Annotated in this window: 29 protein-coding genes; 4 read left to right on the top strand and 25 right to left on the bottom strand. The window is 44.1% G+C overall.

The window, feature by feature from the left end; genetic code table 11:
- Position 1: 1 nt before the first annotated feature.
- From DP091_RS29685 to DP091_RS29620, 14 genes are all read right to left on the bottom strand, one after another.
- Positions 2-478 (bottom strand): hypothetical protein, encoded by a 477-nt coding sequence (locus DP091_RS29685; protein WP_113061626.1) that lies wholly within the window; start codon positions 476-478, stop codon positions 2-4.
- Positions 475-1,017, bottom strand: coding sequence for a phage gp6-like head-tail connector protein (locus DP091_RS29680; RefSeq protein ID WP_113061625.1), 543 nt, complete (start codon positions 1,015-1,017; stop codon positions 475-477). Before DP091_RS29680 ends, DP091_RS29685 begins: the two co-directional genes overlap by 4 nt.
- The gene (locus tag DP091_RS32295) at positions 1,017-1,412 is read right to left on the bottom strand and encodes a collagen-like protein (protein ID WP_113061624.1); all 396 of its coding nucleotides are present in this window, start codon (positions 1,410-1,412) and stop codon (positions 1,017-1,019) included. Before DP091_RS32295 ends, DP091_RS29680 begins: the two co-directional genes overlap by 1 nt.
- 37 nt (positions 1,413-1,449) lie before the next feature.
- Positions 1,450-2,616 carry a phage major capsid protein gene (locus tag DP091_RS29670; protein ID WP_113061623.1) on the bottom strand — a complete coding sequence of 389 codons (1,167 nt, stop codon included), beginning with the start codon at positions 2,614-2,616 and terminating at the stop codon, positions 1,450-1,452.
- A gap of 43 nt (positions 2,617-2,659) precedes the next feature.
- Positions 2,660-3,262 (bottom strand): HK97 family phage prohead protease, encoded by a 603-nt coding sequence (locus DP091_RS29665; RefSeq protein ID WP_113061622.1) that lies wholly within the window; start codon positions 3,260-3,262, stop codon positions 2,660-2,662.
- Positions 3,263-4,537, bottom strand: a complete 1,275-nt coding sequence (locus DP091_RS29660; RefSeq protein WP_113061621.1) for a phage portal protein — start codon at positions 4,535-4,537, stop codon at positions 3,263-3,265.
- A 19-nt stretch (positions 4,538-4,556) separates the two neighbouring features.
- Complete coding sequence (locus DP091_RS29655; RefSeq protein ID WP_113061620.1) at positions 4,557-6,350, bottom strand: terminase large subunit; 1,794 nt, start codon at positions 6,348-6,350, stop codon at positions 4,557-4,559.
- The gene (locus DP091_RS29650; protein ID WP_113061619.1) at positions 6,331-6,816 is read right to left on the bottom strand and encodes a phage terminase small subunit P27 family; all 486 of its coding nucleotides are present in this window, start codon (positions 6,814-6,816) and stop codon (positions 6,331-6,333) included. The genes DP091_RS29655 and DP091_RS29650 overlap by 20 nt, the downstream gene beginning before the upstream one ends.
- A gap of 131 nt (positions 6,817-6,947) precedes the next feature.
- Positions 6,948-7,553, bottom strand: a complete 606-nt coding sequence (locus DP091_RS29645) for a hypothetical protein (protein WP_113061618.1) — start codon at positions 7,551-7,553, stop codon at positions 6,948-6,950.
- 8 nt (positions 7,554-7,561) lie between these two features.
- Entirely contained in the window at positions 7,562-8,449 is an 888-nt protein-coding gene (locus tag DP091_RS29640) for a hypothetical protein (protein ID WP_113061617.1), read from the bottom strand.
- A 69-nt stretch (positions 8,450-8,518) separates the two neighbouring features.
- Positions 8,519-8,680, bottom strand: a complete 162-nt coding sequence (locus tag DP091_RS32290) for an HNH endonuclease signature motif containing protein (protein WP_306438138.1) — start codon at positions 8,678-8,680, stop codon at positions 8,519-8,521.
- Positions 8,681-9,029: 349 nt separating this feature from the next.
- Positions 9,030-9,578: a site-specific integrase gene (locus DP091_RS29630; protein WP_113061615.1), complete on the bottom strand. Its 549-nt coding sequence runs from the start codon at positions 9,576-9,578 to the stop codon at positions 9,030-9,032.
- Positions 9,579-9,643: 65 nt separating this feature from the next.
- Complete coding sequence (locus tag DP091_RS29625) at positions 9,644-10,012, bottom strand: type II toxin-antitoxin system HicB family antitoxin (RefSeq protein WP_113061614.1); 369 nt, start codon at positions 10,010-10,012, stop codon at positions 9,644-9,646.
- Positions 10,013-10,059: 47 nt separating this feature from the next.
- Positions 10,060-10,254 (bottom strand): type II toxin-antitoxin system HicA family toxin, encoded by a 195-nt coding sequence (locus DP091_RS29620; RefSeq protein ID WP_258394742.1) that lies wholly within the window; start codon positions 10,252-10,254, stop codon positions 10,060-10,062.
- 142 nt (positions 10,255-10,396) lie between these two features.
- On the opposite strand from DP091_RS29620, the gene DP091_RS31525 reads away from it, so the two are divergent.
- A complete protein-coding gene (locus DP091_RS31525; RefSeq protein ID WP_181469957.1) occupies positions 10,397-10,546 on the top strand; it encodes a hypothetical protein in 150 nt (49 codons plus the stop codon).
- A gap of 136 nt (positions 10,547-10,682) precedes the next feature.
- Here the strand turns inward: DP091_RS31525 and DP091_RS29615 are convergent, their stop codons facing one another.
- The 11 genes from DP091_RS29615 to DP091_RS29565 form a co-directional block, all read right to left on the bottom strand.
- Entirely contained in the window at positions 10,683-11,105 is a 423-nt protein-coding gene (locus DP091_RS29615) for a hypothetical protein (protein ID WP_113061612.1), read from the bottom strand.
- A 22-nt stretch (positions 11,106-11,127) separates the two neighbouring features.
- Positions 11,128-11,328: a hypothetical protein gene (locus DP091_RS29610; protein ID WP_113061611.1), complete on the bottom strand. Its 201-nt coding sequence runs from the start codon at positions 11,326-11,328 to the stop codon at positions 11,128-11,130.
- Positions 11,329-11,598: 270 nt separating this feature from the next.
- Positions 11,599-12,513 carry a DUF3102 domain-containing protein gene (locus tag DP091_RS29600; RefSeq protein WP_113061609.1) on the bottom strand — a complete coding sequence of 305 codons (915 nt, stop codon included), beginning with the start codon at positions 12,511-12,513 and terminating at the stop codon, positions 11,599-11,601.
- The gene (locus DP091_RS29595) at positions 12,510-13,790 is read right to left on the bottom strand and encodes a PcfJ domain-containing protein (RefSeq protein ID WP_220091188.1); all 1,281 of its coding nucleotides are present in this window, start codon (positions 13,788-13,790) and stop codon (positions 12,510-12,512) included. Before DP091_RS29595 ends, DP091_RS29600 begins: the two co-directional genes overlap by 4 nt.
- A gap of 256 nt (positions 13,791-14,046) precedes the next feature.
- Positions 14,047-14,379, bottom strand: coding sequence for a Cas9 inhibitor AcrIIA9 family protein (locus tag DP091_RS29590; protein WP_181469955.1), 333 nt, complete (start codon positions 14,377-14,379; stop codon positions 14,047-14,049).
- A complete protein-coding gene (locus tag DP091_RS29585) occupies positions 14,376-14,756 on the bottom strand; it encodes a hypothetical protein (protein ID WP_113061606.1) in 381 nt (126 codons plus the stop codon). Before DP091_RS29585 ends, DP091_RS29590 begins: the two co-directional genes overlap by 4 nt.
- Positions 14,749-15,663, bottom strand: a complete 915-nt coding sequence (locus DP091_RS29580) for a DnaD domain-containing protein (protein ID WP_181469954.1) — start codon at positions 15,661-15,663, stop codon at positions 14,749-14,751. Before DP091_RS29580 ends, DP091_RS29585 begins: the two co-directional genes overlap by 8 nt.
- Before the next feature lie 180 nt (positions 15,664-15,843).
- Positions 15,844-16,086: a hypothetical protein gene (locus tag DP091_RS29575; protein ID WP_113061604.1), complete on the bottom strand. Its 243-nt coding sequence runs from the start codon at positions 16,084-16,086 to the stop codon at positions 15,844-15,846.
- Positions 16,083-16,250, bottom strand: coding sequence for a hypothetical protein (locus tag DP091_RS31520; protein ID WP_181469953.1), 168 nt, complete (start codon positions 16,248-16,250; stop codon positions 16,083-16,085). Before DP091_RS31520 ends, DP091_RS29575 begins: the two co-directional genes overlap by 4 nt.
- A gap of 15 nt (positions 16,251-16,265) precedes the next feature.
- A complete protein-coding gene (locus tag DP091_RS29570; protein WP_258394741.1) occupies positions 16,266-16,580 on the bottom strand; it encodes a helix-turn-helix domain-containing protein in 315 nt (104 codons plus the stop codon).
- A gap of 69 nt (positions 16,581-16,649) precedes the next feature.
- Complete coding sequence (locus DP091_RS29565) at positions 16,650-16,841, bottom strand: helix-turn-helix transcriptional regulator (RefSeq protein ID WP_258394740.1); 192 nt, start codon at positions 16,839-16,841, stop codon at positions 16,650-16,652.
- Positions 16,842-16,969: 128 nt separating this feature from the next.
- Here DP091_RS29565 and DP091_RS29560 point away from each other — a divergent pair, with 128 nt between their 5' ends.
- Genes DP091_RS29560 through DP091_RS29550 form a run of 3 tightly spaced genes read left to right on the top strand, consistent with a single transcriptional unit; the run spans position 16,970 to position 19,108 of the window.
- On the top strand, positions 16,970-17,332 hold the full coding sequence (locus DP091_RS29560; protein WP_113061603.1) for a helix-turn-helix domain-containing protein: 363 nt from the start codon (positions 16,970-16,972) through the stop codon (positions 17,330-17,332).
- Between the two features lie 29 nt (positions 17,333-17,361).
- A complete protein-coding gene (locus tag DP091_RS29555; protein ID WP_181469952.1) occupies positions 17,362-17,856 on the top strand; it encodes an ImmA/IrrE family metallo-endopeptidase in 495 nt (164 codons plus the stop codon).
- Positions 17,857-17,878: 22 nt separating this feature from the next.
- Positions 17,879-19,108, top strand: a complete 1,230-nt coding sequence (locus DP091_RS29550; RefSeq protein WP_113061601.1) for a tyrosine-type recombinase/integrase — start codon at positions 17,879-17,881, stop codon at positions 19,106-19,108.
- Positions 19,109-19,324 lie beyond the last annotated feature (216 nt).

The raw sequence follows: 19,324 nt of genomic DNA, 5'->3' as shown, positions 1-19,324 counted from the left end.
TCTACCTCCTTTTTCTTGTCACCTCAAAGGTTAAGGCGTTTCGCAGGTCCTGATCTTCTATCAGCAGTTTCTTACCGCTCTTGCGGCGTGCATAAATCGGGGATAGGCCGGGCTGCTTGATTCGGTCGAAATTCTTTTGCATCCGATCCAGACCCAGCTCCCCTATTTCCTGCAGTAACGTTTCCGCTCTCATTTTGCCTATGGCAATGTCGGTTAACGATTTACGGACCAGCTTGCCTATGGGCACCTGGCCTTTCTTTTTCCCAGTTCCCACAAAAGAACGGGCAGGAATGTTCATTTTGACGGACCCGTATTCATGCACGCCCGCGATGAGCGCAAGCTCTTCATCTCCCTGCATTCCTATGTGGACTTCCTTGGACGCCAGGGGCATGAACCGATCAATCAAATCAAGGGGACTCATAAACTGGGTAACCTCGACATTCGCGCGTCTATAGCGCGTGCGTCTCCTTCTGCTCATACCCAGCGCCCCACGTAAGGCAAAATTAACGACTCGACCGCCGAAGGCAAGCGCCCATCTGCTTCCGTATCTGCATAGGTGACGTTGATATTTCCCACCCGCTCCGACCGGATACCCGGATCTCGAAGCAGCAGCTGCGCGAAAAGCAAACAAGCCAGCTCCAACGGTTCGGGCAGCGTGCGCGGCTCTTCGGTCGTAGCATCGCCTGGAAGCACATACCCACCGATATAGTTGACTTGGATATTATGGTCACCTGTTGGCCACCCCGCTTCACGGTACACCCTGCCGTCATCCAGCAACCTATAATCCCAATCGCTTGGGAATTCAACGCTATGAATCGGATAATTCCGAAGGTTGATATACTTGGATCTCCCATCCCCGCTAATCTGTTCCGTGTAACGCTGTTTTTTGAATTGTCGTTTGCAGCGGTTCTCAATGGAAGCAGAGGCTGACGCAATTTGCAGCGTCAGCATGTCATCCCCCCACGTATCGGCCACTGAGCCTAACAATCCTTTCAGACGGGTTAATGTGGTCAACATTATCCCTTGCTCCCTTGCGCTGCCTCAAGTGCTTCCACTCGGGAAACCAATTCGTTCCACTGGGCTTCTGTCGGGAATCCCGGTTCCCCTTTAGGGCCTGCAGGTCCTTTGGCTCCCGGCTCACCCTTTTCACCTTTCTCACCTTGCGGACCCGCTTCCCCTGTAGGTCCAATGAGAGAGTCAATCCATTCCTTCTCAGAGCCGCTGTAGCCCTGTTTTACGGCAATATCATATGCAGAGGGTCCTTCTGTCCCTCCCACTCCTATCGAGCCGTCAGCGCCTAGCACAAGCTCCTTTCCGTCCCTTGTGATTTTGCCCTCACCTTCCAAGGCGAGTTCCCCTTGAATCACCCAGCGCTGACCGCCGGGCTCCTTATAATTTTTAGTTGCGTACATGCTATCCCTCCAATCGAGGGGCTAGGCCCCTCATCCTTTAGTTAATCGTCAATTGACCGTACACCACGGCGTCTAAATCAAACGCCCTTACATCTTCACGCTGAATGGCGCGGACGTCTGTGGAGTTACGGGCAAAAGACTTCCCGCCTGTATTCGTCGATGCAATGGAATACTGCTGACGATCAAACAAGACCACCGCTTCTTTCAGATCCCCAATAATCATAGGGGCCAGTTTGGTGGTTGTGCCTGTGCTTGGCAACCAACGGTTCGCCATGACAACAATCGGTTTACCCTTGAACATTTTTTGTGTCGGATTCAAAGGATTTGGCTGCAGCAGATCGCGGCCGTCACTGTCTTTTTGTGTATCAAGATAGTGGAAACCGTCCTGGTTCGTCAGAATGATGGCTCCCTGGCTAATCGATGGGTCCAGATCCACATTCAAGACATGTTTGATATCATCCAGACTTGTAAGCGGAACCTTCGTTTTGGTGTCCAGCAAAGTCAAGACCAGTTGATTCCGGGTCACGGTTGATTTTTTCGCAATCCAACGTGCCAGGTAGGACATTAGATTTTGGTCTGTGTCCGAAAGCAAGCTATTGCTAAGTGGAAGAATACCCCCGCGGTCCTTGATGGTGTAAGCAACGGATGCAAATTTAGGATTGTCCATGTCATCCAAGTCTGTCAGTTCCGTAATTTCGGTGAACGGTGTAATGTCTGCGTTTTTCTCAATAACCCGGGAACCGCTTCGTGTGGAAACCGGCTCCACGGTAATATAAGGCTCCAGGGAAACAAATTCCCGCTTCTTTTCATGAATCAAGGTGACGATGTCTTTCGGTACAAGCAATCCGCCATCCTCATCCACTCCCTCTTGCATACCGGCGCGGACTTCTTGGATACCTTCTTCAATCAAGGACCGTTCTTCCGTATTCAAATGTTTATTTCGAAGGGTTTTTAGGAAGGCGTTGCGATACTGAGCGGACTTGTCCTGGTCATCGGACCGTCTTTCCGGCTCAACAATCGGAGTTGTCCCGCCTGGCGTGTCACTTTCACGGATTTCAGCCAGCAATTCAATTTGCTTTCTCAGCTCCTGCGCCGCATCTTTCGCCGCTCGTGCCTCATCCAGCTTCCCATCACCTGCCAGGCTGCGGGCTTCTTCCAATTTCTGTGCCAGCTTCTGGCGTAATTCGCGTTCTTTTTCGTCCATGATAGTACCTCCGTATATTGGATTTGGATATAAAAAAGACCCGTTAGACGATAGCTAACAGGTCAAGTTCCAGTAACAATTTTTCTTTTTCATGCTTTCGCTGCTCTTTGGTTGTAATGCCCAGCTGTTCAATACTTCGTTTGTTGACTTCGCTGTCTGGATATGCGGCAAAAGGAGTGGGAGAAACTTCGAATAAGTTCACATCAAGCAGCGTCCGTTCATACACGTCTTCATCTTTCAAATACTGCCATGAATCACTTCGAACATAGAATCCGAAGCTAACCCCATCTACATCCCCACGCTGAATGGATTCGTAGGCATCATTTCCCCACGTGTTATTCGGCAAGTCCAGTTCAAAAGCTAAACCTACTTCATCCTCCCATAACCGCAACGTTCCATTTTTGGTTGACCCGAGTACAAAATCACTCCGATGGTTCCAAAATGCTTTAATCGTATTTTCATGCAGGCTACGTGCAAAGGCCCCTTTAGCCACCCGTTCATAAAATTCACCCCAAATCAGGTGGCTCCGCTGATTGAACTTGACCACATAACCGCCAATGGTTCGGGTGGTAGCGCCTCCCTCATCTTCAGTGCTTCGAATTTCAATCTTATCCACCGGTATGAACCGTTTTATCAGATCATCCATCTACTCACCTCCCTTCTCGGTTTTCAGACCGGCTTTCAGCGCTTGATATTGGTCCATCTTTTCCAGACTGACATAGTTCAGGCTGACAAAATGACGGTCGCCCATCTCCCCGATGTTGTCCCGCTCTTCCAGCTCTCGGACTTCATTAATGCTGTAGGCACCCATGGCAATCATTTCTTTGTAATAAGCGGCCCGGCTGGCGCTGTCGCCTCGGAGTTCCCCGGCAACGTTGAATTTCGTGTAATACCTCCGGCGCTCTTGTTCCGTGAACAGCTTAAAATCACACTCCTGTTCCCAATTCGTGATGATCGGCTGCAGGGTGCTTTTCACATACTCCAACGATTGGTTTTCCATATTGGAAAACTTGACGTCCGTCAGACCCAGCTTGTATCCTGGCACCTTGTAAATCTTGGCGACTTCACTAATACCGAATTTGCTTGTCTCAATAAACTGTGCATCGTTGAGGGGCATACCTAAATTTTGATACTCCATCCCAGCATCCAAAATCGCGATGCGGTGGGCGTTATTCAGTCCGGAATTCGCCTTTTGCCATTCATCCCGCGCCTTATCCTTGGCAGGCTTGTCCAGGGAAGTGCCTTGAGGTAGCCGCAATATGCCGCGTGTGGCTGTTCCATTTGCATAGAAGGAGCCTAGAAACTTACGCTGTGCTTGCTGTACGCCCAATTCCTCCCGAATGACCGAGATGGGTGTAATCCCCTTCAATCCGCTTTTGCTGATGGATCGGAAGTGTAAGACATCGGTATGCCGGAGCTTTCGCATTTCACCGCTCGGGAGTGTAGTCACATACCAAACTTCCCCGGTCACATTGTCCACATGAACATCCGTCTTGGAAGGGTCCAGCGGCCATAGCGCTTTAGGCCGTCCGTTATTGATTCCGCTGGTTTCCCATTCGATGTTGGCATAGCCATTGCCCCATACCGTCACATGGACTTGCATCAGCTCTTTAAAGATATAGGCGCTCATATACGGATTCGAGCGTGCGCCAAGCAGCTGGGATGCCGGGTGGGATGTGTCTTTTTCAATCCCGCTTCCTTTCTTTTTAAAAACCTGGAATGGCAGCTTACCAATATCCCCGCCCAAAATGGACGCGCAAGTATAGACGTTGCTGTTCAGCAGCGCCTTGTCATTGGTGATTCTCTCCCCGCTGGTCGTGTTGGACACGCCAAAGAGATCCAAAAGCCATTGCTTTGGATTTAGCAGCGAATCATCATCTGAACGCCGTTCACGCCAGCGGCGGAAGACGCCTTTTTTCATTGGTTTTTCACCCCCTTCCCTAGAACGAGAAGTCATCATCCATGATATGGGCGTTCAAATCGATGCGGCCACCGCCAACCATCGCCCGAACCATGGCGTTGATGATCGCCGCGACCAAATCAATGCGCTGACTGTCGTCTTTATGCTTTTTACTCAGCTTGATATTGCCGTTGTTGTCGATAACCTCAATGGCATTGGCCAGGCACCAGGTTAAGAGTGGACTTCCATCGTGTACAATTTTGCCCTGCAGGATCAATTCACGGAAAAACTTGGTTGGCTCTGAAAGCGTCTGTACACCCTGGCGGATCTCAACCCGCTCGTACCCTTCCGCCTCCAATTGCTGCGTAAAGTGCGTGGCGTTGTAGGGGTCGTAACAAACTTCCTTCACAAACCAGAATTCATCCTGCTCCATTTTCTGCATATGGGACTGAATGAAGCTGTAGTCCACCACCTCGCCAGGCGTCAGGGTACACCATCCTTCTTCTGCCCACTGGCGATAGGGCACCCGGTCACTGTGTTCATGCTGCGTTGCCCGCTGCTCTGGCATGAATCCATGAGCTGTGACGGCGTAACGTCCTTCGGGTAAGCGGAACACATAACCAGCGGCGGTTAAATCGGTCGTCTTCGATAAGTCCAGACCGCTCCAAACCTCCACACCGCGCACCAACTTAAAAAAGTCCGCTTGCGACACGGCAAGGGACTTCCATTTGTTCATATTCTCACTGGTCATGTATTTCTGATCGCTGTCAGACTGCCAGCGGTTCACGCGTTTGGTTAACCACTCCCGAATTTTCGTTGGATCATTGGAATGGTACGCCTCATCATGCTCTACACGGATTTGCTTTAATAATTCTTCTGAATATTCGTTTTCTTCCTGCAAAATTGGGTTCGCTTTGGGCCATAATGCCTCATTATGCGGGTCATCTTCCTTGTCTAACTCCCGAATCATACAAAAATAGGTCTCATTCATAGGTCGGTTGCCGCGCATCATCATACATAAAAAATCGTACTCTTTTTTACATGGACTGTTTTCAGCGTCTTTTCCCGCTGTGCTGATGATCTGCATGAGCGATTGAAGCCGTTTCCCGAACCCGGAATAAGAGACATCCACGATTTCAGAGGTCGGGTGTGCGTGATATTCATCGATGATGACCAGGCACGGAGCGCCGGAGTCCTTGTTCTTGGTATCTTTGGATAACGGTCGCATCCAGCCGCCACGGGAGCGGTGTTCCACATAGGTTTTTTTGATGTTCAGGCGCTTAGCAATGTCCGGGCTGTTCTCCCCCATCTTTGCTGCATCCAGCCAAACCCGTTTCGCCTGCTGCTTATCGACGGCCGCACATTCCACTTCCGGGCTATCTTCGTACCGCTTATTCGTAGGATCGCCAGGCGGATAAATACAATCGCCCATCATGCCATACAGGGCCAGTCCACTCATTTCCGTAGACTTTACATTTCCCCTTGCCCGCATGTGAAACGCTTTACGAAACCGGCGTTTGCCTGAATCCATATGTACCCAACCGTACACACTGCCCAAATCAAATTTCTGGAAAGGAAGCAGCTGTATAAGTTCCCCGCTAAATGGCCCCCGTACATGACGGCAGCAGCGTTCGAACCAATCGAAAATACGGTCGGCCCGGCTTTCATCAAACACGTAAGGAAAATCAGGCGTTGCTTGCCGCTGCAGGTCGTTTAAGTGACGCTGACAGGCTAAGCGCTCCATCTCACAACTCAGACGTTTACCTAGAACAACCTCGGCGGCGTATTGGTGTGTCGGATGCAGGTCATCCCAATCAATCGAAGAGTTCTGCATTTGGATCTGGCTCTCCGTCAGCCTGCCGCTTGGCCAGGCGTGCACGCGACTCTGCGTTTAATCCCAGTTTGTTGGAATAGGATAGGGCGATACCTGCATACCGCTGTGACATTTGGACATACGCATTCGGAACTTGAATGCCTGATTTATTGGTTTCGGTATAGCCATGCTCATCAATGAGCCGGTTCGCTTCCTGGACCTTTGACACCGCGTCACAATAAATGCCTAGGACGTCTTCATCCACTTTGTCTAATACTCCGAACTCTTCCATGTCCTTGACCGTCTTCCGCCAAATCTTCCGGGCGGAATCATCCAGCCATTCAGGTATCCGAAGCTTGAGCTTTTTCTTTCGTTCAAATTTCTTGGCCGCTTCCTCCCGAGCTTCTACTTCCTTTTTGGTCCAGTTTTTGCCGCCGCCTTTTTTCCCGACTCGCATATGATCAAAATTAATAACAGGATTTGCCACTACTCAGACCTCCTTTTTCCCCATTTTCATCACGGGGACATTTTTTTGCATTTGAGGGGGCCGCGGTCTAGAAACTCTTTATTATTTTTTTTCGCCCCCTGGGGGTAAAAAAATAGCACCTTAAGGTGCTATTACTCACTCTGATTTTCTTTATTTGCCTCATTTTCTTTTTTCGGATCATACGTTACATACAAATAAAGAGTCTTCATATTTCTTATAGATAAGAAAACTGAGTGGATAGTTATTGACATCCAAGCTATAGCAATCAGCCAAGTCCAACGTGGCACATACAAATCTTTAAAACCTTCAGGTATGAAAGAACCGATATAATAAAGCAATATACTAAACAATACGACGATTAGTTGAATTATTACCGCCCATGAAAAAAAACATATAAGCATATCATATAGATTCGATGAGCCGTCTGTGCTTTTCTTTCTCTTAAGAATTCCTGTCGGTCCTCCATTTATCGTGGAAAGAACCGTTATACTGGCAATGTTAAAACCTGCCAAAATTGATATTGCAGATATTACTTGACCACTTACTTGTTGAAATTTTGAAATCAAATCTGAAAGTGAATCTATTGAGTAAGAAGCATAGAAAATAAGCAAACTCGATAATATTGTCGGTAGCACTACATCCATGATAAGTTCAGAAACTGTAGAGTATTTAAAGTACTTTTTAAACGTTGTAATCGGGAAATTATTTGCTTGATAAAACGCTCTTAACTTATGCATCTTCACCCTCATCTCAGTGATTTACGGACATCCATTATGCCTGATAATACTATTTCAACTGATTTCATTTTAGGTTGATTGTTTTTATCAACTTCGATTGTTTGTTTAAATTTTTCTTGAGAATCCTCCATTCTGATTATTTTCTCAGCTCCTGCTAACTTTCCTCTAACAACAATTTTCTCAACCCCAGGCTTGTCCTTATAATTTTTTAGAAAAGGTACTGCACTTACTAAACCTGATCGTCTAAATTTCGCTGTGAATTCCAGTTTTACAGTTGTAGCATTAGTTTTATCGGCTTCCTTTTGCATCTCTTTCACAGCTTCATTCTCATCTGCCCCAGGAACTGTTGTTGTTACCTCAACTTGAATTTTATTAACTGTATCCAAACTATTTACATCATTAAAGAATGAACTGTTAATGAGTGTGCAAATCTGAATATAGGTCAATGCGTTTTTATGGATAACAGACTTACCTAAATTCTCAAAATATTCTTCAACTAAGGAACGATTAACTTTTAAATTGCCCTGTAATAACATCAAGCCGTCGCTCTTTCGAATTGCAAAATAAGTGTATTGCGTCTCACCTTCCCTAATATTTTTGGGATTAGGTCTTAAAGTATAATTATCTGCATGAATTAATTCTCCATTGGTACCATATTCTGCAGAGCCAAATCTCCCGAAATAATATAACCTTTCTTCGGAATAATGGTCCAAATATACTAACCAAGAGTCATGGTAATGTTTGGTCCTATCCGCGATAGGAAGGCTAATAATATGTGATAGAAGCTCTTTGATTACTTTGGGATCCCATTTAATCGCATCGGTTTGTTGTTTTTTTCCCGAAAGATAATGTAGATCAATTTGATAAGCGTAAAAATTCCTTTTCTTCGTCGCCATTAGACATCCCCCTTTTGTCAATAGTATGATTCGACAAAAAAGTAGGAAATCCTTCCTATTTCAACGACTTTACCAGTATCCAAAATCCTGACTAGATGTTTTAGAATTATGACAGGGAACACAGAGAGCCTGCCAATTATCGCAATCCCAGAACAATTGTTTATTACCCTTATGCGGTTTGATATGGTCAACGACAGTGGCGGTCGTTACCTGATTCGTTTGTAAACACATCACACAGAGCGGATTTTTGGTTAGATAATTCGCTCGAGCTAAACGCCAACGATACCCATATCCGCGTTTTGCCGATGACCTCCGTTCCTGATCATATCTTCTTGCAAGTGCTGCATGCTTTATGCAATATCCTGTTCTGGTCAACTCACCGCATCCGGGTTTCATACATGGTTTTTTAGGTGATAATCCCACTTGAACTCACCCTCCAAAGGGTTACATAATGTCCTATTTGAATTACTCATACTGTACATTGTGTGTAACTCGTTATTTAATCGCTCTGCCTTGCCCTGTAAGGCTTTGAACCTGTTCAGTCAAATGAATTCCACCTATCCCTAATATGGAGAACTGATCAAGCCCTGTGCCGTTTTAACGCTGCATCCATGCTGTCCTGCTCGACCCCGATATAACGTAAGGTGACCTTCTCAGAAGAGTGGTTGAAATAGTTCATCAGCATTCCGATATCCTTGTCGGTCGTCTCATAATAGAAAATGTATCCGAACGTTTTTCGAAGTGTATGACAACCTATTTCCGACAGGCCGAATTCATCGCCAATGGTCCGCATGATCTTATAGGCCATGGATCGGCTAATCGGACGGTTCCACCCTTCCCGGCTTTTAATCAGGTATTCGTTCGGAGCCTTCCCGGCAATGTAGTCATTCAAGTCCCGTTTCAAATCCGGCTGGATGAGTGCACGCTTTCCCTTGCCCGTCTTCTTCTCTGTAATGGAGATATGCGAACCCATGACATCCCTTACACGTAATCGCAAGATGTCACTGATCCGAAAGCCTGTGTTTATGCCAATCGAAAACATAATGTAATTCCTCATGTTGGTTGCTCTTAAAAAATCCTTGATGTCCTCTAAGACCTCCTGGTCTCGAACCGGCTGAACAAATTTCATATCACCGCCTCATTTCGATTTCCCAATACCTCGGGAATAATAGTGGAAATAAAAAAAGCCGCTTATCAGCGACTTAATTTATACAAGCAGTATTGATTGAAGGAAACCCCTTCCGCTGCAGCTTCATCCATCAGCTGCTTGTGTAAAGATTTTGGAGCCCGTTGTAGCCACTTCCCACTATATGCATGTTCTTCAACCGGCTCTGGAATCTTATCACCGAATTCTAGTTTTACTTCCAAATAACCCACCATAGCATCTTTCACCATGGCCAATGCTTCCTCCGGGGTATTTCCATGGCTTTTACATCCATCCAATTCCAGAACAGAAGCCACATAGTAAGATCCACTTTCATCAACTGTGTGTCTAATCTGCATGGTGTAAGGAAGTGCCAAGTAATACGCTAAATCTTTTTTGCTATTGGACTGGTTTGCCATTCAATTTAGGCTAGGATAAAATGAGAATTGGAGAAGCAGGGGAGCTGTCACTCCCCTATTTTCTCCAGTACGTCTATGACGTACACCGCTTTAACGGGACTTTGCCTTGGTATGGGAAACGTGTCGCCACTCTCATTTCGGAAGATGTGATGTGAACCTCTGGTTCGTATCAGTATGTATCCGTAATGGTCGAGTACCTTCACTAATTCCTCAAACCGTATCCCGTTAGGGCGGTTTTTCATTTTTTCGACTAACTTATCAATCCTAGCCATTGCTCACCTCCTATATCTTTATGATATCATATATGATATCAATATGCAAATGTTTTATTCATATTTGTAAATAAAATTGCTGCCCCCGAAGGAGCAGCTATAGGAGAAGGTTATGAAACCTTTGTTAGTTGGCCTTGATAGGATTCGAACCTACCTAAACCTGAAGGCCATGAAAAAATCCGTATTTCTATCCCGCCCGGATGGAGCGGATTCGGGGCATCAAACCCCGCCTCACACCGAACCCTTGACGATGAACGTCTAAGGATGAATCGTTCCATCCCACAGCGCGGCCGAGTTCCTACCGCGATAACGGGCAGTAGGCACACCGGAGAGGTTGAGTTCCTCTCTATGTGCCTACTGTATAACTAATCCACCGCCACTTTGGCGTCAAACCTCCGTCATTCCAGCGTCAGTTTACCGTCACTTTTCCCAATGATTCCACATAGCTTCAAATGTTCCGCAATGGTATCTACCCCGACCCCGATTCGGCGGTCAATCGTTTTTTCACTACGGCCACGCTCTGACCAGAATGCGTCTATCGTTCCAGAATATTTAACACCTTTGATGTATCTATGTTCAAAAATTTTCTTTACTTCCTCATCTATAATCAGCCCAACAGCAACATTTATTTCATCTAATATCCGACCGCCCTCATTTAGTACCTTTTGCTGCTGGGGCGTTAAACTTTCTGGATCTCTCCGCCTCACATCATTAACCTGACGGGAAAGCTTTGGATAGTTGGTCAACAGCTTTTTTACAGTTTTACGTTCGGCTTCTGTCACGCTCGGGTAAATTTCCATTTGAACCACCGTTGCCCCCATACTTGGCTCCTTTCATTCATTTTTATGCTTTTGCCTCTCCTAACGCTCGATGAGCGAACGTTTCGGCTTTCGACCATCGCAGCTGTCCTTCGTTTCCTTTTCGATCAATCGGTATAAAGCCAGCCGAGAAAGTACCGTCCTTATCTTCTAGCTTTTCTAACCGGCGCAACAATCCATTACGATACACATATGTTCGGCCAGTTTTTAATTTTTCGATTCTCATATCACGCCTCCTTGATTTCTTTCCTCTTTGAAACCCAAGCAAATCCAAATCCTTTTCGAAGTGGATCTTCAATTAAGTAAGCCACTCCTTTTGGAACATACATACCTGGTTCTACCCGTAATACTCCGAACCTGGTATCTATCGTCTTTTTTTGAGAAATCGGAGCTGATGGGCAAACCACCAGCTTCAAATTCTCAATCCTGCAACCTTTGCGAATCAATAGACTTAGTGCGTCATCGACCATTTGAGCTGCTTTTGGGATAAGGGTACTCATTTCGCTTTATCTGACATTCGTCCAAGCAGGCCAGAGACTGCATTCAGATATTTAATATGTTCATCAGGAGCTGTCGTTTTGATCTCATATAGTGCACCAAGTAAATTATCAAAGTCCTTGACTACCGTTTCGAAAATCACAGCGAACTTGGCCATGGCTTTGTTTTCATTTCGCTTCACTTGCTCTCGCAGCTGGGCCAACTCTTTCTCTACATCTTCTGGAACCTTTTCGATAACTTCAGCTGTCGGGATGTCAATCGGCTTGGCCTTGAGCTGTTTTTCAAGTTCCTTTATTTTCTTCTTGGTGTCCACAAGCTCAGATTCTTTTTCGTTCAGTTTGGCTTGAATCTCATTAACCTGCTCGACATCTCCACTTTTTTGAGCTGCTTCCAGATTGGCCTTGTAACGTTCAGCAAGCTCATAGTTCATGCCGTTCTGCTGTTGCATTTCAGTCAGGCTGCTTTCCAGCTTTTCGCGTTCCAGTCGTTCATATTCGGTCTGCTCATTTGCCTTCTTTAATTGTTTTTCCAGTGCCTTTTTTTCTTTGATGAGGGTTTGCAATTCTCTCGTTGACAAATCTTCTACCTTGTTCTCTTCTGCAAAGGTTTCCCGTTCTTCGGCAGGAATGGAGAGTAACGCGACAGCTTGCGTATAACTTAAATTCGCAAGCGTTTGGGAATTCTCGTACTCTTCCGACACTCGCATGAAATTATTGGCCGTTGACTGGCTGTAATTTACATTGTCTTGGAGCCAGCCGCCCCATTCTCCGTGGGTAACAAGTTCTTTTGCTTCCTTTAACTTTTTGCCAATATCGATAGCAGATTGAAGTACATACTGCCTTGCTTGTTGGTCGATGGATCTTATTTCAGCGGCGATAACCTCGGGTGAACGTAATATGATTTGTGTTGTCATACGGCAACCTCCATTTTTTTCTTGTTTGACATAAGTTTTTCTTGTTTGAATAGATTCACAAAGTTCTCAACCTCTGGTGTCATTGCAACACGTTTGTATCCTTGGCACTGTACAATTTGATTCCCCCGCAATTCCAATGTGTAGAATGGTTTATCCGGTTCTTCACATCTTCGTATAAAAAATATTGCTGTTCTTCCAGAGGCGTGCTGATCTGCGTATTGCCCAACACAATGCTGTAAAGACCTACCTTCAATGAACAACTCTGCTGTTGATTCTGCCGGTCTTAGTAATAGGCCGTTTTTCTCAAAACAGTACGCTTTTAATACAGCCGATCTATCCATGATTTTTTTGTTTATGGCCTTGTCTTTTTTCATTTTCATACGAGCAGTTAATTTGGTATGAGCGCTATGCAGATTATTAGGGAATAGATTTCTCTCTTCTGAAAGATCAATCCTAAACTCTCTGCATTGGGACATATAATCCTTCCAATCAACAACTACGTTATAACCATGCCTATACTGATCGGTCCGAAGCTGCTTTAGAATGTACTTCACAGCTTTCTTTTCTGATGTCAATTTTTGAATATCATCCATGTATTCTTTGAATATTGGTGTCTCTAATTCTGAAAGCATCACAGCCTCATGAATGCTTAATTCAAGATTTTTCTTCTTTGACTTTTGATAGTATCTAAGCTCTATAGGCTTAAGCTTCATTTGTGACTTTCTAATCTCATTCAGTTCCGACTTATTCAACCGAAGGACTTCAAAGATGTTTTTACCATTCCAGTGAATCGCTCCGTAAGTCTGATCTCTCATTAGTTTCGCAAATACCAAGTTCTCAAATCCCATCTTGGTCAGATATTCAATACATGGATATCTGGATGCTAGGTCAAAAAATTCTGTCATGTCCGAGATGTATCGATAATTCGGATATCTCGTATATTTTTCCCAAGTACAATACTGAAATGGGGTTCCTTTAACTGCTCTTTGAATGTTGTCCTTTGATACATGCTTACTCCAGAATTTAGACGAAAACGAAATATCAAATCCTGAATAGACATTCTTACCTTTAAGTTTCGAATAGCCTGAAAACATGATGCTTCTACCTGGTTCAAACAAGTACATGTAACTGATGTTGTACTGGGTTTGAACCTCTCTGTAATCTCCACTGTAATCTCGGACCACCGAAATGATTCTTGCCGTAATAGCTTGTGGGTTGACCTTTGATTTTTCGTACCAAACCAGTACGGCCTCATCATGCACTTTATTTCTCCCCATGCCTGATGACCTTACCTTACACTTGGACTTGCAGTGTGGGCAGGTTGCTAATGCCAATTGCTTATGCTTCAACTTCGATTCAGACCTATGCTGTTTTTTGCAATGAGTGCAGTAAGCAAATTGAACGCCTACTACTGTTTTGTAAAACAAATACCGACTATCTTTTAAAACTGTATCTGTCACGTATCGAACCAATGACTTACTGATCTGAGTAGGAAAGTGCAGTTTGAATTCTTCATAGTTCATCACGCTCACCTCACAAGAACTCATCAAGTTTTACATCGAATCTTGATACTTCCGGTTCAGGTTGAATGACTGGGACAGTTTTGACAGGCTTTCCCTCGATCCCGAAGTATTTCAAGACAATCGCATATCCTTCCGCATCCGTTAATATGGCCATACCGTTTGATTGCTTCTTCATGGCCTCTTTCTTCATCGCTTCAAGGCTCTTGGAAATACTCTTTTCTTTATCCATGACCTTGTGTGCACCGTCTGGATTGGCTTGTACATGCTGTATTAAAAAATTACCGATGACCTGGATATAGGGGTTGTTTTGGCTGCTCGTGATTTCGTCTTGCAGCTTCTTCACTGCTTGTTCCATCTCACTTCACCCTTTCGATTATCTCTTACTCCATCGCCTCTCCGGCGGTTCAATACACCTAGCTCCAAATCATTCACTTTACTCATATCGATCTGCTCTATAAACCTCGACCACAGCGGCACATAACGGTAACTGCTCAGTTCACCGGAACAGTATACGTATGCTGAAGGCCTTTCCTTCACGCCTACCGGGCAACCAAGTTGAGAGCAGCGCTTAAACGGCAACAGTATATCAGCGACAGGTTCAGGCGCCCCCGCCCATTTGCCTTCCCATTTCCACTCACCGTTAATCTCGATCTGTCGAGGGATGAGACAAGGCATACCGGATTCTTTGGCCTGTATTTTATTCAGCCAATACTTACGCATCCGGTTTACCCGACATCTGGCGAGCAAACTCCATCATTTCTGCCATTTCCTTATCCGATACTTGGGTGCCAGGCGGCGGTTCGTTAGTGGTAATAGGTATTGACGGTTTGCCTGATTTACTCTGAGAGCCTGTTCGTTTCTTTGGCTGTTCCTTTGTCCAAGGATCGTCAATCCCTTCCGCGTTCCAATTCTTTAAAATGCCTTCCACGTAGGATATCTTTCGTTTACCAGCTAAAACAGCTTTTTTCATAGCTTCACATACCCACCGATTGCCATAGGTATCAATCATGTCGTCAAGCTGATCTTTAATCACGGAACTAATCGTCCCGAAGCCTTCATTTTCAAACATCCTATATGGATTAGTTTCAAACTCAGAACGACTACTACCGACCGTATCAATCGAGTTTGGTTCTGTTGGTTGCTGTTCGGTTTGGTACGGTTGGTTAGGTTCGGTTATGTTGTGTTGGTTGTGTTGGTTAGGTAGCCCCGTGACTCCTTCATCCGTCACGTTTCCGTCACGCGTGACAGGTGCGTGACTTCCTTCGGATTTCTTCTTTTTCTCGCGTGACCTGCGTTTCCGCTCGTTGTTCTGCTCCCGTTTTTCAAGCAGCCTCCCGGCATAATCAAACCAATCGTGAATTTGTAACTCATCATTTATCTGATCAATAAATTTAGCGTCAATAAGCACCCGAACCAGTAAATCGGGATCACCATCAAATTGCATCGCATCTGCAATATCATCATGTTCAAACTTCGTTAATTCACCATCTGGAGCATAGTCCATAGCCCACCACCAGAGCATATGAAGGTGTCCGACCATTGTCGGAATTGATACGTCTAATTTGCGTGCACACCTTCGTGTTTTGGGATGTCCGGCCAATGCCTGGTGACTTTCAATCCACGCCAAAACGCGACCCCCTCCCGGCTTATGTTGCATGTGCCTGTGACATGCTCATGTTGTCACGGAAGTGTCACGTGTGACGCATGCGTGACACTTCTCCAAAAACCCTGAATCCATCTAGGATGACTTGTTGAGCCATCACAAGTTTGGTATAATCGACATACAATATTTTTTAAAAGTTCCAACTTAGATCACGTTTCCGAGACGTGATCTTTGTTCATTTCTAGCGTCTGTATCACACAACTGAATTTCTTCTCCTGGATCAATCTGTTTAAGGCGGTATCTCAAACTTTTTATCTTTTGATCAAGGACCGCTTTCGTCGCTTGGTTGTTTTCGGTTTCCGCCTGAATTAAAGCTCTGTACAACCTATTAAGCTTCATTCGAGTATCCCTTCGAAGCTTGTCCCTTTGTGAAAAAACATCTCTCATGCTTCTCCCTCCTTTCTACGAAGTTCCGCTTCCAGTCGAGCGGCTTCTTTGCTCATCAAGGTAAAGCCAAAATCATCTAAGAAATGCGCTCTACTCAACACTTTGCGGATCTCATTTAAACGGGTAGTTACAGCACGACGTTGCTCTAAGCGTTCGGGTGACATTTCATGCCTCCATTTCTAGACAATCATCTTGTTGACTAGTGACATCTTTTCACTTTCATCCATCCACTTATCCAGCGTGGAAAGTCTAAATTTATAGTGCGGCTTTTGAGAATTTAAAGAGCCAGCTTGAATGCAAGAAATTTGTCCTTCGTTAACCATGGTATAAAGCAATGGCTTGGATACTCCGATATATTCGGCTGCTTGCTCTGCCGTGAGAGTAGCGCGTTTTATCCTGTTTTGATACATTTCTTCAACCATCCCATTAATAACAGGTTGCAATTCCTCAACAATCTTTTGCTTTATATCTTCTATGAAATCGACAGTAGTCAAAAAATCACCCCCTAACCCCTAATCATTTCCATAAAAAAAACTTGAATATAATCACTATCTGTGATTTAATTAGCTATAGAAAAGTTCCTCAACAGACTTACTATAAAAACCTGAAATTTTTAATTTTGTTTTGTCGCTACCACTTCTCTGTTTTGTTTCAAGCATTGATAGCATACTTTGCGAGATGCCTATCTTTTGCGCAGCTTCGTAAGTGGAGAGTCCAAGCTCCTTACGAGCATTAACGAGGTTATAGTTAATCAACGATACCTTCACCTGCCTTTCGTGTTCACGAAATGTGATTTTGTACCTTCATAATACATCACACTTCGTGAGCGGTCAATCTTTTTTTATCTCGTTCTGTGATTTTTTTATGAAGGGAAGTTTATTTAATGTTAGGTAAATCCATTGCTGTTCTAAGAAAGAAAAAAAACATGACGCAACGAGACCTGGGAAAAGCACTAGGTGTCTCAACTAGTGCTGTAGCTATGTGGGAAACTGGACAAAGGGAACCCGACACAGAAACCCTTACGCTAATTGCTAATTACTTTGAGGTTTCCATAGATGAACTTTTAGGGAGAGAAGAAATTCCAAGCGATAAAGTTTTTACAGATCAAATCCCACCAGAAGTAAATGTATTTTTCAGAGACTTCCTTTCAGCTCCAGAAGAAAGAAAAGAAGAGATGCTTAGATTTTGGAGATTTATTCAAGAAAATGAAAAGCACCGAAAACCTGGGGATAAACAAGGGGAATAATGCAACTTGAGAAGGGCGGACGGAATGTGATGAAATATCATACAACTCTTCTAGAAGATTGGATTGAGGATCTTTACCTTGCTTTAGACATTAAAACCCCCAATGATCTAGGAATCTATAATCTGGCGTCTAAATTAGATATTTGGGTTTACTATGTTGATTCTGAAGGCCAAGGGTTTGAAAGATTTGGTATGATGACCATCTTCATAGATCGACGTAAAAACAAAAGCGAACAATGGATTGAATTTCTTCATGAACTATGCCATTTATTACGTCATTCTGGAAACCAATCCGCTTTACCAGTTGATTTCGTAAGACTCCAGGAATCGGATGCTGATAATTTTGCTCGATACGCTTCCATGCCGTATTCCATGATCCGTAATCTTGAACTTGGTCATTCTTCTAGAGAAGCTGCCAACGTACTTTCTGAACTGTTTGGTGTTCCACATAAACTTGCATATGAACGCTTGGATCAAATTAATAATCGTTATCTCTCTTCGGTTCCTATACTTCGATATCAGTAATTGTAAAAGGGAGTGAAAGATCATGCCTTGGGTGGAAAAACGAAAAAATGGATACCGTCTTGTAGTTGATTTAGGTGTCGATAAATTCGGAAAGCGAATTCGGAAGACTCAAGTAGTCGAGACCAATTCAAAAAGAGCAGCGGAAAAAGAACTGAGCAGATTCGTTGTTCAAATAGAGAAAGAGCTTGAAAAAGGCGATATTTTATTGCCAAGGACAATTTCCTTTAGTGAATTATCCGAAAAATATAAAGTTATGTTCGTTCTGACTGAGTTGGAATTCAAATCTCAAGAGAATTATATTTTTCAACTAGAAAAGCGTATCTTACCCCATTTCAAAAAATGGAATGACATCACAAAAATTAACTCCATCGATATCGTAGAGTTCATACACGGATTAAAACGAATCAAAGAGCCTTCTAAGCCTGCTGGAAGCCAAACCAAGATTTATGTATATCGTGTACTTAAAAGCATCTTTCAGAAGGCTTCAGAGTGGTATAACCTCGAATCTAACCCTATGGACAACGTAAAAAAACCAAAAGAAGAAAAGAGTCATGAAATTGATGTGTACACTGAGAAGGAAGCAATAGAGGTTTTCAATTGCCTTCAGAGCGCTTCGGCTCAGTTTAGAACACTAGTTAGTCTTGCCTTCACTACAGGGATGCGAAGAGCAGAAATGTTAGGGTTAGAATGGAAACATATCGATCTGGAAAAGGGACTCATAGCAATTAGACAATCAATTCCTGCTTTCAAGGATCATGTTCCAGTAATAAAATCACCCAAAACAAAAGGATCGATAAGAACCGTTTCAATCCCGCCTTCAATCGTCCAAGAACTTGCAAATTACCGTAAAGAATGGTTTAAACTCAGAACGAAAAACATCGATATTTGGAAATCGGAAAATGAATTTCTGTTCTGTAATAAACATGGGATGCCGTACTATCCGAAAACATTAACTGAACAGTGGAGATCATTTATTCAAAAGAATAAATCTCTTCGGTATATTAGGTTTCATGATTTACGACATACATCAGTGACAATACTAATAAATCGTGGGATACATGCAAAAATCATTTCCGAGCGTATAGGTCATTCTAAGATAGGAACCACGATGGATGTATATGGGCATGTAATCCGTGCGGCTGATGCAGGAGCAGCAGCGACATTTGATGATGTATTCAATAATAAAGTTGTTCAGGATGAAACAGATATTCATGATCATCCTAATACCCCTGAACGAGAACCTGCATATTAATAGCAATGAAAATACAGGGTGGCACCCAGGGTGGCATAAAGGGTGGCATATAGTTTTCTTAAGTGTATTTTAGTATTTATCACTATTTACTGAACTTCTTAAAAAGCTAATCAAATCAACCATTTATTTGATAGCAGTTCGTTATAATACTTACTGGACCCTCCTCTCCCATGAGGGAATCTCTTCGGAGGTTCCCGAACTAAATCCCTGTAACGG

The sequence above is a fragment of the Paenibacillus sp. MDMC362 genome, from assembly GCF_003269305.1.
Lineage (GTDB): Bacteria > Bacillota > Bacilli > Paenibacillales > Paenibacillaceae > Paenibacillus_AQ.
Note: the sequence above shows the minus strand (reverse complement) of the source record. Positions and strands in the feature narration are given on the sequence as shown.

Coding starts and splice junctions, on each gene's coding strand:
- DP091_RS31525 (WP_181469957.1), top strand. CDS start 10,397: ATGAAACCTTTGTTAGTTGGCCTTGATAGGATTCGAACCTACCTAAAC.
- DP091_RS29620 (WP_258394742.1), bottom strand. CDS start 10,254: ATGAAAAACCGCCCTAACGGGATACGGTTTGAGGAATTAGTGAAGGTA.
- DP091_RS29595 (WP_220091188.1), bottom strand. CDS start 13,790: ATGGGGAGAAATAAAGTGCATGATGAGGCCGTACTGGTTTGGTACGAA.
- DP091_RS32290 (WP_306438138.1), bottom strand. CDS start 8,680: ATGTGTTTACAAACGAATCAGGTAACGACCGCCACTGTCGTTGACCAT.
- DP091_RS32295 (WP_113061624.1), bottom strand. CDS start 1,412: ATGTACGCAACTAAAAATTATAAGGAGCCCGGCGGTCAGCGCTGGGTG.
- DP091_RS29660 (WP_113061621.1), bottom strand. CDS start 4,537: ATGAAAAAAGGCGTCTTCCGCCGCTGGCGTGAACGGCGTTCAGATGAT.
- DP091_RS29615 (WP_113061612.1), bottom strand. CDS start 11,105: ATGGGGGCAACGGTGGTTCAAATGGAAATTTACCCGAGCGTGACAGAA.
- DP091_RS29610 (WP_113061611.1), bottom strand. CDS start 11,328: ATGAGAATCGAAAAATTAAAAACTGGCCGAACATATGTGTATCGTAAT.
- DP091_RS29655 (WP_113061620.1), bottom strand. CDS start 6,350: ATGCAGAACTCTTCGATTGATTGGGATGACCTGCATCCGACACACCAA.
- DP091_RS29625 (WP_113061614.1), bottom strand. CDS start 10,012: ATGGCAAACCAGTCCAATAGCAAAAAAGATTTAGCGTATTACTTGGCA.
- DP091_RS29645 (WP_113061618.1), bottom strand. CDS start 7,553: ATGCATAAGTTAAGAGCGTTTTATCAAGCAAATAATTTCCCGATTACA.
- DP091_RS29555 (WP_181469952.1), top strand. CDS start 17,362: ATGAAATATCATACAACTCTTCTAGAAGATTGGATTGAGGATCTTTAC.
- DP091_RS29685 (WP_113061626.1), bottom strand. CDS start 478: ATGAGCAGAAGGAGACGCACGCGCTATAGACGCGCGAATGTCGAGGTT.
- DP091_RS29640 (WP_113061617.1), bottom strand. CDS start 8,449: ATGGCGACGAAGAAAAGGAATTTTTACGCTTATCAAATTGATCTACAT.
- DP091_RS29670 (WP_113061623.1), bottom strand. CDS start 2,616: ATGGACGAAAAAGAACGCGAATTACGCCAGAAGCTGGCACAGAAATTG.
- DP091_RS29550 (WP_113061601.1), top strand. CDS start 17,879: ATGCCTTGGGTGGAAAAACGAAAAAATGGATACCGTCTTGTAGTTGAT.
- DP091_RS29585 (WP_113061606.1), bottom strand. CDS start 14,756: ATGCGTAAGTATTGGCTGAATAAAATACAGGCCAAAGAATCCGGTATG.
- DP091_RS29560 (WP_113061603.1), top strand. CDS start 16,970: ATGTTAGGTAAATCCATTGCTGTTCTAAGAAAGAAAAAAAACATGACG.
- DP091_RS29575 (WP_113061604.1), bottom strand. CDS start 16,086: ATGAGAGATGTTTTTTCACAAAGGGACAAGCTTCGAAGGGATACTCGA.
- DP091_RS31520 (WP_181469953.1), bottom strand. CDS start 16,250: ATGTCACCCGAACGCTTAGAGCAACGTCGTGCTGTAACTACCCGTTTA.
- DP091_RS29680 (WP_113061625.1), bottom strand. CDS start 1,017: ATGTTGACCACATTAACCCGTCTGAAAGGATTGTTAGGCTCAGTGGCC.
- DP091_RS29630 (WP_113061615.1), bottom strand. CDS start 9,578: ATGAAATTTGTTCAGCCGGTTCGAGACCAGGAGGTCTTAGAGGACATC.
- DP091_RS29665 (WP_113061622.1), bottom strand. CDS start 3,262: ATGGATGATCTGATAAAACGGTTCATACCGGTGGATAAGATTGAAATT.
- DP091_RS29600 (WP_113061609.1), bottom strand. CDS start 12,513: ATGACAACACAAATCATATTACGTTCACCCGAGGTTATCGCCGCTGAA.